Raw genomic sequence first — 12,591 nt, 5'->3', positions numbered from 1 at the left:
GGTTTGTCCGACAAGACCACTTGCAGGACCCGCAGATCATGCCCGCCACGTTTCACTGGCACACCAGCGCCCGCATCGCCCTTGCGTCCCGCGACCTTGCGGCATTGCGCGATGCCGTTCTGTCCCGCAAGGGACTGCGCTGCGGGCAGGACGGGGTCACGACGCATGAGGGGTCAGGGCTGCTGTGCGAAACCTCCGGCAGCTCCGGCCGGCCCAAGGTCATCCGCCGCAGCGTCGGTTCCTGGCAGGCCAGTTTCGCGGTGAACAGTGTCGCCCTCGGGCTTGGCCCGCAGGACTGTGTCGCGGTCTTTTCGGGCTTCGGTGCGTCGCTGGCGCTCTATGGCGCGCTGGAGGGCGCACATCACGGTGCCTCGCTCGTCTCGCTGGCCACGACCCCGCCGCAGCACTGGGCCAGCACGCTCGCGGATCATGGCGACGCAACGCTTTACATCACCCCGACGCAGCTGGCGCTGCTGTGCAAGCCGGGCCGCATCCTGCCCGATGTGCGGCACATCCTTGTCGGCGGCGGCACGCTGTCCCCTGCGGCTGCTGCTGCGGCGCGCACGATCTGCCCTGCCGCGCGGCTGACCCAGTTCTATGGCGCCGCCGAGACGAGCTTCGTCACCTGGACCGACGATGCCACGCCGCCGGGATCGGTGGGCAAGCCCTATCCCGGCGTGACCCTGCGACTGGACGACGACGGTCTGATCTGGGTGCGCAGCCCCTACCTGTTCGAGGGTTATGCCGCCGGCAGCAGCGCAGACACGCGATGGTCGGACGGATTCCTATCGGTGGGCGAGGTGGGGCGGTGCGATGACGCTGGCAACCTCTTCATCCTCGGGCGCCGCAGCCGCATGGTCACGGTCGCCGATCACAACGTATTTCCAGAAGCGGCAGAGGTCTGCCTGGCCGACATGGTGCCCGGTGCCACCGTGGCCGTCATCGCCCTGCCGGACGACCTACGTGGCAACCGGCTCGTGGCCTGCATCGCCGGTCCCGTTGCCGCTGCGCCAGAGGATCTGGCGCGCGCCTGCCGCGCCGCCCTTGGCCCCCACGCGGCACCGCACCGCATCCACCTGATGGATGTCCTGCCGATGCTGCCGTCCGGCAAACCCGACTATGCCGCGATCACCGCCGTCGCGCAGTGGCTTGCATGAGCGTGATCGTCGCCGCCCGTCGCACCGCTGTCGCGCCGGCAGGCGGAGCCTTTGTCGCCCTGTCGTTCCATGCGCTGTCCACCCCGGTGATCCTTGCGTGCCTGTCTGACGCGGGGTTGGATGCGGCACAGGTGGATGAGGTCATCGTCGGCAATGCCCTTGGGGCCGGTGGCAACCCCGCACGGCTTTGCGCGCTGGCGGCGGACCTGCCGGAGGCGGTCGCGGGCCTGTCCATCGACCGCCAGTGCGTCAGCGGACTGGACGCGATCCTTTTAGCCGACACACTGATCGCCGCGGGGCGGGCAGAAGTCGTCATCGCAGGCGGTACCGAAAGCACATCACGCCGCCCACTGCGCCTGCGGACATTCCCGGACGGGCGATCACCCGAGGCCTACGATCAGGCCGCCTTTACCCCATGGCCGGACCGCGACCCCGCCATGGCGCAGGCGGCAGACAGGCTGGCGCGCGCCCTTGGGATCACGCGCGCAGCGCAGGACGACTGGGCGGTTCAAAGCCACGCCAAGACGCGGACTGCCGGGCCTGCGGCCGAGGTCGTCGCGCTCGCCGGCTTGACGCAAGATGCCTTCACCCGCGTCCTGACCGCGCGCACCTGCGCGCGTGCTCGCGTGCTGGCCGGTGACGTGACCGCCGCCAATACCGCCGTCGCCGCCGATGCTGCCGCTTTCGTCGTTGTCGTGTCGGCCCGCATCGCCAAGAGGCTGGCCCGCCCGCAGGCACGGATCGTCGGGGGTCGTACCCTGGGCGGTCAGCCTGACCTCCCCGGCCTTGCCCCTATTGCCGCCGCGCGGCGTGCCTTGCAGGACGCGCAGCTGACAGCCGATGACCTTGCGGTGGCCGAGATCATGGAAGCCTACGCCGTGCAGGCCATCGCCTGCGTGCAGGGGATCGGCCTCGATCCCGCGCGCGTGAACATTGGCGGCGGCGCACTGGCGCGGGGACATCCCATCGGGGCATCGGGGGCGATCAACGCGGTGCGGTTGTTCCATACGTTACAAAGCCGGGGCGGCAACGGACTGGCCGCCATCGCGGCGGCAGGCGGAATCGGCACGGCGTTGTTGCTGCGGGTCTAGGTGTTGAAGCCGCGCAACGTCGCATAGGAGTCCAAGACCGCCCGGTCGGTGCGGAACGCGTTGACGGGGGCGTCCAGGTCCGCGTGACCCAGTGCTATGCCGCAGACGACCATCTGGTCGTCCGGCAGCTCCAGCGCGTCATGTACAAGGTCCGCGTATCGGGCCAACGCACCGATGCCGGTGGTCGCCAACCCGCGCGCCTCGGCCGCGAGAAACAGCGCCATCAGCGCCATGCCAAGGTCCATCCAGCAGCCCTTGCCCATCGCCCGGTCAATGGTCACGACGATGCCGATCGGCGCATCGAAGAAGGCATAGTTGCGGGCGAATTGCGCCCGCCGCCCCGCCGTATCCCGCCGGTCGATGCCCAGCGCGGCGTAAAGTCCGAAGCCCGCGGCACGCTGCCGGTCCTTCAGGTGGGCGGGCATCGGATCTGGAAAGTAGTCGTATTCGCTGACGGTGGGCCGGTCCTGCGCGATGCCGTCGGCCAGCGCCGCCTTCAGGTCGGCGAAAGGGGCACCGGTCAGTGCGACAAAACCGCCCGGTTGCAGATTGGCCCCGCTGGGCGCGCGGCGGGCGGCAGTCAGGATCGCCGTCACATCGGCGGCGGCAACGGGCATGGGCAGATAGGCGCGGACCGATCGCCGCTGGGCCAGAAGCTGTTCCACCCCGGTCTGCGTCATGCGCGCGACAACACGCTGTCGGGGCGCGCGCGGGCGAGTGCGGCGGTGATCAGGCCCGCCAGCACGGCCTTGATCACGTCGCCTGGCAGGAAGGCGGTGATGAGCAAGGCCGCCTCGGGCAGCGATTTCTGCAGCGCCCAGGCCATTCCGGTGACGCCGAAGGCATAAAGCACGACGATGCCGCCAAAGATCGCGGCAATGGAGGCAACCAGCGCCAGCGGACCGTTGCGAAAGTTTTCGACGATCAGCCCGGTGACGAAGGCGGCGAAGGGAAAGCCGATGACGAACCCGGCCGTCGGCGAGACGAAGACCGCAAGCCCGCCGCGACCGCCGGCCAGCAGAGGCAAGCCCAACGCCACCAGCAGGACAAACAGCAGCACCGCGAGCGCGCCGCGCCGGGCGCCCAGCACGGTGCCGCAAAGCATGACACCAAGGCTTTGCGCCGTGACCGGGACGCCGAAGGCGAGCGTCAGTTGCGGGATCAGGCCCAGCGCGGCGATCAGCGCGGCAAAGAGGGCGATCAGTGTCAGGTGTCGTTCCATCGGTGTCCCTTTCAGGGGTTCAGCTCAAGGGTTCAGGCCGCCGCGAGCGCGCAACGCCTCGGCCACGTGTTCTGCGTCGTCGATGGCAAGCACCGTGAATGGCATCACGATCCGCCAGCTGGCCCGGCGCGGCGACCGCGCGCGCCAGCTTTCGATCAAGGCCGCGCCCTTGTCCGCCAGGCTGGGTGTAAAGCGCACGACGAGTGCGATGCCAAGGGCCAATGGACGGGTGTTGACGCCCAACCGCGCCAGCGGTGCGGTCAGCCGCATCACCACGGCGATCATCTGCGACAGACTGGTCGTCATGGTGACGAGGTTCGCCAGCGCGAAAGCGGTCAGCAGGCGCAGCACAATCACCGCGCCGGCCTGCGGTGTGCCCGTGACAAAGTGCCAGCCAGCGAGCAACAGGACGAAGGGCCACAACCGCCAAAGTGCGCGCAGCCCGACACCGGCAAAGCGCCGGCCCGGCAGCGCGAGGATCACGAGCGTTGACGCAAAGGCGCCGAGGTGGAACGCCAGATCATTCCGCGCGAACAACACGGCGGTCGCAGCGCACAAAAGCGCCAGTTTCACCCCCGCCGGCCAGTCGTGCGCGCGGGTCCTAACCGGCGAGGTGAGAGAGATCATCGCCCGCCCCCAATGCCGTCATTCGAGCGATATAGGCGTCCAGAACCGCATCGGCCGGTCCCTGCTGCTGCACGCGACCCGCGTCCAGCCAGACGACATGATCGTAGTCGCGCAACACCTCGGGATCATGGGACACATGCACGACGGTGGCGTCCAGCCGATCAAGATAGCGGCCAAGTTGCATTCGCGTCACGAGGTCGAGGCCCGAGAACGGTTCGTCCAGAACGACGATGCGCGGGGCCATCGCGACGACGGCCATCAGGCAGACAAGCTGCTTCTGTCCGTGGCTCAGCGTGTGGATATTGGCGTCTGCCCAATGCGCCTTGCCGAAATCAGACAGGATCGCGGCGACGCGGGCGGCGGCGGCGTCTTTCGGTTGCCCCATCTGGGCCAGGCCGAAAGTCAGCTCCTCCTGCACGGTGGGAAAGATGATCTGATGGTCAGGATTCTGGAACAGGATGCCAACGGTGCGCAGTGCGGCCTTGCGGTCGCGGACCACGTCGACGCCGCACAGGCGCAGGGTGCCGCGATCCGGCGGGACCAGCCCTGCCATGACCCGCGCCAGTGTCGTCTTGCCGGACCCGTTGCGGCCGACGATGCCGATCCGGCGCGCATCGCTGCACAGGGTCACGTCGCAGAGCACATCGCGGTCTCCCCGCGCCAGCCAGACAGAGGAGAGTGCGATATCCGCAATCCCCTGCCCGCCATTTGCCGCACCCTGCGTCATGCGCGTCCCCTTCTTGTCCCGCCGGGGTATCGCCGGACCACGGCACAGTTTCAAGTCTTGGACGACGCTGGGACGCGGGGAACGCTAGACCGGGGTCGCGGGATAGCCGGCCTGGTGGAGGGATCGCAGCAGCGCCGCCTCATCTGTGGCAGTCCGCACGGTCACGGTGCGGGCGGTCATGTCGAACGACATCGTCGCGCCGGGGTCCTGCGCCAGTACGGTCTGTTCGATCGTGGCCTTGCAGTGACCGCAACTCATGTCGGGAACTCCATAGGTCGTCATGGCGGGCCTCCTTGCCTTGTCAGGCTCATGGGCGCATGTCTGCCGACAGGGTCAACTGTAAAATCGCCGGGCGCGATCCTTGACCCCGTCCTGCAGGGACCCTTTCTGTGAGGTATCCCGCCACCCGAGGTCATGATGTCTGATACCCAAGCAATCACCCTGCCCGTCACGGGGATGTCCTGCGCGTCCTGCGTCGGTCGTGTGCAACGTGCGCTGGCGGCAGAACCGGGCGTCACAAACGCCGAGGTGAACCTTGCGACCGAGACCGCGCGGATCACCGGCAGCGTCGGGCCGGTACGTCTGGCAGACGTGCTGGCGCAGGCGGGCTATCCCACCCGCACCGCGACCACCGTCCTGACCATTGCGGACATGTCCTGCGCGTCCTGCGTAGGCCGCGTCGAAGGTGCCCTGCTGGCTTTGCCCGGCGTGACATCCGTCAGCGTGAACCTTGCGGCAGAGACGGCACAGGTCCAGTACATCGACGGTGCCGTGACCGATGCAGCCCTGATCGCGGCGGCCACGGCTGTGGGCTACCCTGCGACCATCGCGCAGGGGGCGCAGGGTGGCGACGCCACCACCGCCCTCGCCGCCCGCAAGGACGCCGAGGCCACCGACCTGCGGCGGCGCATGATCATCGCCGCGGTCCTGACCCTGCCCATCTTCGTGACCGAGATGGGCGGCCACGTCTTTCCGGCCTGGCATCACCTTATCGCCACATCCATCGGGATGCAGACGGCCTGGATCATGCAGTTCGTGCTGACGACGCTGGTGCTGGCCTGGCCGGGCCGGTCGTTCTTTGCCAAGGGCATCCCTGCCCTGCTGCGCGCGGTCCCCGACATGAACAGCCTCGTGGCATTGGGCACGGCTGCGGCCTGGGGATATTCGACGGTCGCGACCTTTGCGCCGGGCCTTCTGCCGCCGCAGGGTCGCGTCGTCTATTTCGAAGCGGCGGCCGTGATCGTCGTGCTGATCCTGCTGGGCCGCACGCTGGAGGCGCGCGCAAAGGGCCGCACCGGGGCGGCTATCGCCCGCCTTGTCGGATTGCGGCCCGCTACCGCCCAAGTTGAACGAAACGGGCAGGTCGCGAGCCTAGATGTGGCACAGATTGCGGTCGGAGATCTGGTCCATGTCCACCCCGGCGAACGGCTGGCCGTGGACGGTATCGTGACCGCGGGTGCGTCCTGGGTCGACGAAAGCATGATCACCGGCGAACCCGTGCCGGTGGACAAGCGAGAGGGTGCGGCGGTGACGGGCGGCACCGTGAACGGCACAGGCGCGCTGGTCTTTCGCACCACCCGAGTCGGGGCCGACACCGTTCTGGCCCGGATCGTGCAGATGGTTGAGGATGCGCAGTCGGCCCGGCTGCCCATTCAGGGACTGGTGGACCGTATCACCCTGTGGTTCGTGCCGGCCGTCATCGCACTGGCCGCGCTGACCATCGCCGTCTGGCTGATCCTGGGGCCCGCGCCGACCGTGGCACATGCGCTGGTCGCCGGGGTTTCGGTTCTGATCGTGGCTTGCCCCTGTGCGATGGGCCTTGCAACGCCGACCTCGATCATGGTCGGCACCGGGCGCGCGGCCGACGCCGGCGTGCTGTTCCGGCGCGGCGATGCGCTGCAAACGCTTCAGGGTGTGCGGGTCGTGGCGCTGGACAAGACCGGCACCCTGACCGCCGGGCGACCGGAACTGACGGATGCGATCTATGCCGACGGCTTCCATCCTGACCGGGTGCTGGCGCTGGCGGCGGCGGCCGAGTCCGCGTCGGAGCATCCCGTCGCCAGCGCGATCCGGCGCGGTGCCGCTCAAAAGGGGCTCGACATCCCGCCCGCCACCGACTTCGTGTCGATCACGGGTCTGGGCATCGCGGCCACCGTTGAAGGATGCAAGGTGCTGGCCGGTGCCGATCGGCTGATGCGGCGCGAGGGTGTGGACATGACCGCCGCACCGAACGCCGCCGGACTCGCCGCGCGGGGCGTATCGCCGCTTTACGTGGCCATCGACGGACGGTTTGCGGGACTGCTGGGCGTCGCGGACCCGGTGAAGCCGGGCACGCCCGCCGCCGTCGCGGCCCTGCGGGACATGGGATTGACGGTCGCGATGATCACGGGCGACAACGCGGTTACCGCACGGGCCATTGCGGACACCCTTGGGATCGACGACGTCGTGGCAGAGGTCATGCCGGACGGCAAGGTCGCGGCGCTCGACCGATTGCGCACCGCGCATGGCCCGATCGCCTTTGTCGGTGACGGGATCAATGACGCGCCTGCGCTGGCAAGCGCCGACGTGGGCCTTGCCATCGGCACCGGCACCGACGTCGCGATCGAGACCGCCGACGTGGTCCTCATGTCCGGCGACCTGCGGGCGGTCGTGGACGCGCTGCATGTGAGTCGGGCAACAATGCGCAATATCCGCCAGAACCTGTTCTGGGCCTTTGGCTACAACGTCGCCTTGATCCCCGTCGCGGCTGGTGTGCTTTATCCGCTGAACGGCACGCTGCTGTCGCCGGCGCTTGCTGCGGGTGCCATGGCGCTGTCCAGCGTCTTCGTGCTGACGAATGCCCTGCGGTTGCGGGGATTGAAGTCCTTTGCCACGCCGGGGTGATCGGGGCCTGGCATTGTGACAACATGGCGGGATCGCGGCCCAACCCCGGCCGCGACGCACATCGGTGCGGCCTCTAGTCCGGGACGTTGTCGATGCCAGAGCCACCCCAGGGATGGCATCGGCCGATCCGGCGCAGCGTCAACCATGTGCCTCGGATGCCACCGTGACGGCGCAATGCCTCGAGCGCGTAGGCCGAGCAGGTCGGGTGGAAGCGGCACCCATGACCGACCCAGGGCGACAGCAACAAGCGGTAGGCGCGGACCGGCAGAGCGATCACATGCGCCAACGGCGTCACGCGTGCACCTTGGCCAGCGCATGGATCAGATCGCGCTGAAGCTGCTCGAACGGGAGTGACGCTGTCGAATCGGGCCGACCGACCAGGACATAGTCCCATCCGGGCTTGCCGTGGTGCGGCAGGACGCGGCGGGCGACCTCGCGCAGGCGCCGCTTGGCCCTGTTGCGGGCGACGGCGTTGCCGACCTTCTTGGAACAGGTATAACCGACGCGCATCAGGTCATCGCCGTCATCGCGGCGCAGGCCTTGCAGATGGATACCGGGTGTGCCGTGCCGCCGACCATGACTGGCCGCGATGAAATCACGCCGCTTCGTCAGGACTTGCGGACATGACAAAACCGCCGGGGCACCCTGATCGGGCGCATCCGGCGGCGGCATGTCGGTCATCGTCAAGGGTGCGCTTACGCGCTCAGCTTGGACCGGCCCTTGGCGCGGCGGGCGTTGATGATCTTGCGGCCCGACGGGGTCGCCATCCGGGCGCGGAAGCCGTGACGGTTCTTGCGGACGCGGTTGCTGGGTTGGAACGTGCGCTTCATCGCGTGTCCTCCGGTTCGGGGGCCAAACCCGGGATGGATTCGAGGCCCGTCATTCATTCAGACCTGCCCTTTAAGTGGCGCACGGTGTTGTGTCAACGCCGGTTCGGGGGAAGTTTTGTGTCAGGCCACACTTTCCGGTCACGCGAAATGTTACAGTTCTTACCCCGCGGGCCAAATCCAGGACCGATCCGATCAATGGCCCGTGAACCTGCTATGCGACCGGGCCATGCTGCGCCATGTAGGTTGCCAGACCAGTGCCGCCTGCGGCAGAAAGAGCCGCCATGTCAGACCCTATTGCCGCCAACTCCGTTCTGCGCCGCCTGCCGCTGATCGGCCTCATCGTGGTGGCCGCTTTGGGGGCGTGGCTGCTGCGCGATTACCTGTCATTCGACGCGCTGCGCCAGAACCGGGAATCGCTTCTGGCCTTTCGCGATGCGAACTATGTGCTGTGTGTGCTGGGTTTCATCGCGGCCTATGCGGTCATCGTCGCCTTCAGCCTCCCGGGGTCGACCATCGCCACCCTGACGGGCGGATTCCTGTTCGGCAGCTTTCCCGACGCCTTTCCGGTCCTGCCCGGTGCAATCTACAATGTCACCGGAGCCACTGTCGGCGCGATCCTGCTGTTTCTGGCCGCGCGCTGGGGGCTGGGGCAGACGCTGGCGCAGCGGATGAATGCCAGCGACGGCGTGGTAAAGCGAATCAAGGACGGCATCGACGACGAGGGCAATCAGTGGTCGATGCTGTTCCTGATCCGCCTCGTCCCCGCCGTGCCGTTTTTCGTGGCAAACCTTGTGCCCGCGCTGGTCGGCGTGCCGCTTTACCGCTTTGCCGTCTCGACCTTCTTCGGCATCATGCCGGGGGCCGTGGTCTATACCTCGGTCGGGGCGGGTCTCGGCGAGGTCTTTGCCCGTGGCGAGACCCCGGACCTCGGCATCATCTTTCAGCCCGCGATCCTGCTGCCGATCCTCGGGCTGTCCCTTCTGGCGGCGCTGCCGCTGATCCTGAATGCCCTGCGCGGCAAGAAAGGCCTGTGACCATGACACGCATCAAAGCCGACCTCTGCATCATCGGGGCAGGCTCTGCCGGCCTGTCCATCGCGGCAGGGGCCGCCCAGATGGGCGCAAACGTCGTTCTGATCGAAGGTCACAAGATGGGCGGCGACTGCCTGAACTACGGCTGCATCCCGTCCAAGGCGCTGATTGCATCGGCCAAGCACGCCCATTCGGGAATCGACAATCCGGCCTACGGCGTCGCAGAAGTCCGCCCGCAGGTCGACTATTCCGCCGCCAAGGATCACGTCCACCGCGTCATCGATGCCATAGCCCCGGTCGACAGCCAGGACCGCTTCGAGGCGTTGGGCTGCACCGTGATCCGCGACCATGCCCGGTTCATTTCCGAGACCGAGGTGCAGGCCGGTGACACCATCATCGCCGCCCGCCGCTTTGTCGTGGCGACCGGGTCGCGCCCCTTCGTGCCGCCGATAGACGGGCTGGACGACGTGATCGTCCACACAAACGAGACGATCTTCGATCTGCGCGACAAGCCAGACCACCTGCTGGTCATCGGCGGCGGCCCCATCGGCATGGAGATGGCGCAGGCGCACCGGCGGCTGGGGTGCAAGGTCACGGTGATCGAAGGGGCCAAGGCCATGGGCAAGGACGACCCGGAACTGGCGGCGATCGTTTTGGACAAGCTTCGCGCGGAGGGGGTCGAGATTGTCGAGGATGCACAAGCCAGCCGCGTCAGCGGAAGCGACGGCGCGATCACGGTTTACACGCCAAAAGGCGAATTCACCGGCTCTCATCTGCTGGTGGCCGTAGGACGCGCGGCGAATGTCGACGGGCTCGGTCTGGAAATAGGCAACGTGGCTCATGACAGGAAGGGACTGAAGGTCGATGCCAGCCTGCGGTCCACCACGAACAAACGCGTCTATGCGGCGGGCGATGTCGCCGGCGGCCTGCAATTCACCCATGTCGCGGGCTATCATGGTGGCCAGCTTGTCCGGTCGCTGATGTTCGCCCTGCCCGCCAAGGCGCGCACCGACCACCTGCCCTGGGCGACCTACACCGACCCCGAACTGGCGCATGTCGGCCTGACAGAGGCGCAGGCACGCAAGAAACACGGCCAGAAGCTGACGGTCGTGCGGTCCGAATATGCGCACAACGACCGCGCAAACACCGAACTGCGCACGACGGGCCTGATCAAGGTCATGGTCGTCGGCGGCAAGCCGGTCGGTGCCTCTATCGTCGGACATCTCGCGGCTGAACTGATCGGGATGTGGGCGATGGCGATTGCCAACAGGCTGAAGATGACGGCAATCAGCAATACCGTTCTGCCCTATCCGACCTATATGGAATTGAACAAACGGGCCGCCGGGGCGTATTTCAGCCCCAAGCTGTTCGAAAGTGATATGGTAAAACGGATCGTGGGTCTGGTGCAGCGCTGGATCCCGTAACACGGAGGCGGAATGCTGAATACCCTCTCAGGTCGGTTCCTGATCCTGACCATCGTCTTCGTGATGCTGGCCGAGGTATTCATCTTCGTTCCTTCCGTCGCCCGGTTCCGCGAGGATTACCTGCTGTCGCGTCTGGAACGGGCGCAGATCGCGTCCCTCGCGGTCGAGGCGACCGACATGATCGCACCCGATCTCGAGGCGGAACTCCTGAAGAACGCGGGCGTGTTCAATGTGGTGCTGCGGCGTGACGACATGCGCGAACTGGCGCTGTCCTCTCCCATCCCTTCGCCCATTGCCGCTACCTACGACATGCGCGATCCCTCTGGCGTCCGGCTGATCCGCGATGCGCTTGCGACGCTGTGGGATACCCAACCGCGCATCATCCGTGTGATCGGCAATCCCGTGCAAGGGGCGGGCGTGCTGATCGAGGTCACGATGATGCAGATGCCGCTGCGCGCCGCGATGATCGAATACGGGCTGAACGTGCTGGCCCTGTCCGCGATCATCTCTGTCATCACCGCGTTCCTGCTGTTTCTTGCCGTGCAGGCCTTCCTCGTGCGGCCGATCAAGAGCGTCATCGGTCACATGCAAAGCTATGCCGATGCGCCCGAGGATGCGCGCCGCATCATCGAGCCAAGCGCCGGGGTTCGCGAACTGCGCGACGCCGAGAATGCCTTGCAGATGATGCAGACGCAGCTGACGTCGGCGCTGCGGCAGAAAGATCGGCTGGCCCAACTGGGCGGGGCGGTTGCCAAGGTCAGCCACGATCTGCGCAACATCCTGACCTCGGCGCAGTTGTTCACGGACCGGATCGAGGGATCGGACGATCCGCTTGTCAAACGCATGGCCCCCAAGCTCGTGGGGTCCATCACTCGTGCCGTCCACCTGTGCGAAAGCACGCTGGCCTTCGGTCGGGCGGACGAGCCTGCCCCGCGCCTGAGCCGCGTGAACCTGTCGCAGATCGTGGACGAGGTCGTGGAGAGCGAACGCCTTGCCGCTGGCGACTACGCCCTGTCCTTTGCCGAGGACATTCCGGCCACGATGACATTGCGGGCGGACGGCGAACAGATCTACCGCGTGCTGTCGAACCTCGTGCGCAACGCGCGCCAGGCAATCATGGCCACCGGTGAGCCCGGCGAAATCTGCCTGCGCGGAGAAGAGGACGACACGATTTGGCGGATCATCGTGTCCGACACCGGACCGGGCCTGCCGCCAAAGGCGCGGGATCACCTGTTCCAGCCGTTCCAGGGTGGTGCCCGCAAGGGTGGGGCCGGGCTTGGTCTGGTGATATCCGGCGATCTGGTACGCGGTCATGGCGGGCGACTGACGCTGCTGCGCACCGGCACCGACGGCACCGCATTCGAAGTCGCCCTTCCCAAAGCCGACTTCGCCCTTGCCCCCGCGGCAGCCTGAAAGTTTCTGCGATTAGCCCCTTGCATCACCCGGACGCGCCCGCTAAATCCCAACCCACGCGGATTGGTAGCTCAGTTGGATAGAGTACTTGACTACGAATCAAGGGGTCGGGGGTTCGAATCCTCCCCAGTCCGCCATTAAATTTCGTTATGAAATTTTTATTTAGGTTTACAATCAACGTTTTGT

Annotated in this window: 14 protein-coding genes and 1 tRNA gene; 7 read left to right on the top strand and 8 right to left on the bottom strand. The window is 66.9% G+C overall.

All coding sequences use genetic code 11. From position 1 onward, the window contains the following. The first annotated feature begins 38 nt into the window (after positions 1-38). Entirely contained in the window at positions 39-1,157 is a 1,119-nt protein-coding gene (locus ACOI1H_RS07530) for an ANL family adenylate-forming protein (protein ID WP_422436333.1), read from the top strand. Next, on the top strand, positions 1,154-2,248 hold the full coding sequence (locus ACOI1H_RS07525; RefSeq protein ID WP_422436332.1) for an acetyl-CoA C-acyltransferase: 1,095 nt from the start codon (positions 1,154-1,156) through the stop codon (positions 2,246-2,248). The genes ACOI1H_RS07530 and ACOI1H_RS07525 overlap by 4 nt, the downstream gene beginning before the upstream one ends. Here ACOI1H_RS07525 and ACOI1H_RS07520 read toward each other — a convergent pair. From ACOI1H_RS07520 to ACOI1H_RS07500, 5 genes are all read right to left on the bottom strand, one after another. Continuing rightward, positions 2,245-2,928, bottom strand: coding sequence for a nitroreductase (locus tag ACOI1H_RS07520; protein ID WP_422436330.1), 684 nt, complete (start codon positions 2,926-2,928; stop codon positions 2,245-2,247). The two genes, ACOI1H_RS07525 and ACOI1H_RS07520, sit on opposite strands and share 4 nt — an antisense overlap. Beyond that, on the bottom strand, positions 2,925-3,470 hold the full coding sequence (locus tag ACOI1H_RS07515; protein WP_422436328.1) for a biotin transporter BioY: 546 nt from the start codon (positions 3,468-3,470) through the stop codon (positions 2,925-2,927). The genes ACOI1H_RS07520 and ACOI1H_RS07515 overlap by 4 nt, the downstream gene beginning before the upstream one ends. Positions 3,471-3,494: 24 nt before the next feature. Further along, a complete protein-coding gene (locus ACOI1H_RS07510; RefSeq protein WP_422436327.1) occupies positions 3,495-4,097 on the bottom strand; it encodes an energy-coupling factor transporter transmembrane component T family protein in 603 nt (200 codons plus the stop codon). After that, positions 4,072-4,824, bottom strand: coding sequence for an energy-coupling factor ABC transporter ATP-binding protein (locus tag ACOI1H_RS07505; RefSeq protein WP_422436325.1), 753 nt, complete (start codon positions 4,822-4,824; stop codon positions 4,072-4,074). The genes ACOI1H_RS07510 and ACOI1H_RS07505 overlap by 26 nt, the downstream gene beginning before the upstream one ends. Positions 4,825-4,908: 84 nt before the next feature. Further along, positions 4,909-5,106 carry a heavy-metal-associated domain-containing protein gene (locus tag ACOI1H_RS07500; RefSeq protein WP_422436324.1) on the bottom strand — a complete coding sequence of 66 codons (198 nt, stop codon included), beginning with the start codon at positions 5,104-5,106 and terminating at the stop codon, positions 4,909-4,911. Between the two features lie 135 nt (positions 5,107-5,241). On the opposite strand from ACOI1H_RS07500, the gene ACOI1H_RS07495 reads away from it, so the two are divergent. Beyond that, a complete protein-coding gene (locus ACOI1H_RS07495) occupies positions 5,242-7,707 on the top strand; it encodes a heavy metal translocating P-type ATPase (protein WP_422436322.1) in 2,466 nt (821 codons plus the stop codon). 73 nt (positions 7,708-7,780) lie between these two features. Here ACOI1H_RS07495 and yidD read toward each other — a convergent pair whose 3' ends face one another. Genes yidD through rpmH form a run of 3 tightly spaced genes read right to left on the bottom strand, consistent with a single transcriptional unit; the run spans position 7,781 to position 8,537 of the window. Further along, on the bottom strand, positions 7,781-8,002 hold the full coding sequence (yidD, locus tag ACOI1H_RS07490; RefSeq protein ID WP_422436321.1) for a membrane protein insertion efficiency factor YidD: 222 nt from the start codon (positions 8,000-8,002) through the stop codon (positions 7,781-7,783). Then, positions 7,999-8,379, bottom strand: coding sequence for a ribonuclease P protein component (gene rnpA, locus ACOI1H_RS07485; protein WP_422436409.1), 381 nt, complete (start codon positions 8,377-8,379; stop codon positions 7,999-8,001). Before rnpA ends, yidD begins: the two co-directional genes overlap by 4 nt. Before the next feature lie 23 nt (positions 8,380-8,402). After that, positions 8,403-8,537, bottom strand: a complete 135-nt coding sequence (gene rpmH, locus ACOI1H_RS07480) for a 50S ribosomal protein L34 (RefSeq protein ID WP_422436319.1) — start codon at positions 8,535-8,537, stop codon at positions 8,403-8,405. A gap of 281 nt (positions 8,538-8,818) precedes the next feature. On the opposite strand from rpmH, the gene ACOI1H_RS07475 reads away from it, so the two are divergent. The 4 genes from ACOI1H_RS07475 (at position 8,819) to ACOI1H_RS07460 (ending at position 12,542) form a co-directional block, all read left to right on the top strand. Further along, positions 8,819-9,571 carry a TVP38/TMEM64 family protein gene (locus ACOI1H_RS07475; RefSeq protein WP_422436317.1) on the top strand — a complete coding sequence of 251 codons (753 nt, stop codon included), beginning with the start codon at positions 8,819-8,821 and terminating at the stop codon, positions 9,569-9,571. A gap of 2 nt (positions 9,572-9,573) precedes the next feature. Further along, on the top strand, positions 9,574-10,992 hold the full coding sequence (locus ACOI1H_RS07470; RefSeq protein ID WP_422436316.1) for a dihydrolipoyl dehydrogenase family protein: 1,419 nt from the start codon (positions 9,574-9,576) through the stop codon (positions 10,990-10,992). A 12-nt stretch (positions 10,993-11,004) separates the two neighbouring features. Further along, on the top strand, positions 11,005-12,405 hold the full coding sequence (locus ACOI1H_RS07465; RefSeq protein WP_422436315.1) for a sensor histidine kinase: 1,401 nt from the start codon (positions 11,005-11,007) through the stop codon (positions 12,403-12,405). A 60-nt stretch (positions 12,406-12,465) separates the two neighbouring features. Next, a tRNA-Arg gene (locus ACOI1H_RS07460) sits at positions 12,466-12,542 on the top strand. Positions 12,543-12,591: the final 49 nt, after the last annotated feature.

Origin of the sequence: Loktanella sp. DJP18 (assembly GCF_049310965.1) — a bacterium.
Classification (GTDB): Bacteria; Pseudomonadota; Alphaproteobacteria; order Rhodobacterales; family Rhodobacteraceae; genus Loktanella.
Note: the sequence above shows the minus strand (reverse complement) of the source record. Positions and strands in the feature narration are given on the sequence as shown.

Coding starts and splice junctions, on each gene's coding strand:
- ACOI1H_RS07530 (WP_422436333.1), top strand. CDS start 39: ATGCCCGCCACGTTTCACTGGCACACCAGCGCCCGCATCGCCCTTGCG.
- ACOI1H_RS07525 (WP_422436332.1), top strand. CDS start 1,154: ATGAGCGTGATCGTCGCCGCCCGTCGCACCGCTGTCGCGCCGGCAGGC.
- ACOI1H_RS07520 (WP_422436330.1), bottom strand. CDS start 2,928: ATGACGCAGACCGGGGTGGAACAGCTTCTGGCCCAGCGGCGATCGGTC.
- ACOI1H_RS07515 (WP_422436328.1), bottom strand. CDS start 3,470: ATGGAACGACACCTGACACTGATCGCCCTCTTTGCCGCGCTGATCGCC.
- ACOI1H_RS07510 (WP_422436327.1), bottom strand. CDS start 4,097: ATGATCTCTCTCACCTCGCCGGTTAGGACCCGCGCGCACGACTGGCCG.
- ACOI1H_RS07505 (WP_422436325.1), bottom strand. CDS start 4,824: ATGACGCAGGGTGCGGCAAATGGCGGGCAGGGGATTGCGGATATCGCA.
- ACOI1H_RS07500 (WP_422436324.1), bottom strand. CDS start 5,106: ATGACGACCTATGGAGTTCCCGACATGAGTTGCGGTCACTGCAAGGCC.
- ACOI1H_RS07495 (WP_422436322.1), top strand. CDS start 5,242: ATGTCTGATACCCAAGCAATCACCCTGCCCGTCACGGGGATGTCCTGC.
- rnpA (WP_422436409.1), bottom strand. CDS start 8,379: ATGCCGCCGCCGGATGCGCCCGATCAGGGTGCCCCGGCGGTTTTGTCA.
- rpmH (WP_422436319.1), bottom strand. CDS start 8,537: ATGAAGCGCACGTTCCAACCCAGCAACCGCGTCCGCAAGAACCGTCAC.
- ACOI1H_RS07475 (WP_422436317.1), top strand. CDS start 8,819: ATGTCAGACCCTATTGCCGCCAACTCCGTTCTGCGCCGCCTGCCGCTG.
- ACOI1H_RS07470 (WP_422436316.1), top strand. CDS start 9,574: ATGACACGCATCAAAGCCGACCTCTGCATCATCGGGGCAGGCTCTGCC.
- ACOI1H_RS07465 (WP_422436315.1), top strand. CDS start 11,005: ATGCTGAATACCCTCTCAGGTCGGTTCCTGATCCTGACCATCGTCTTC.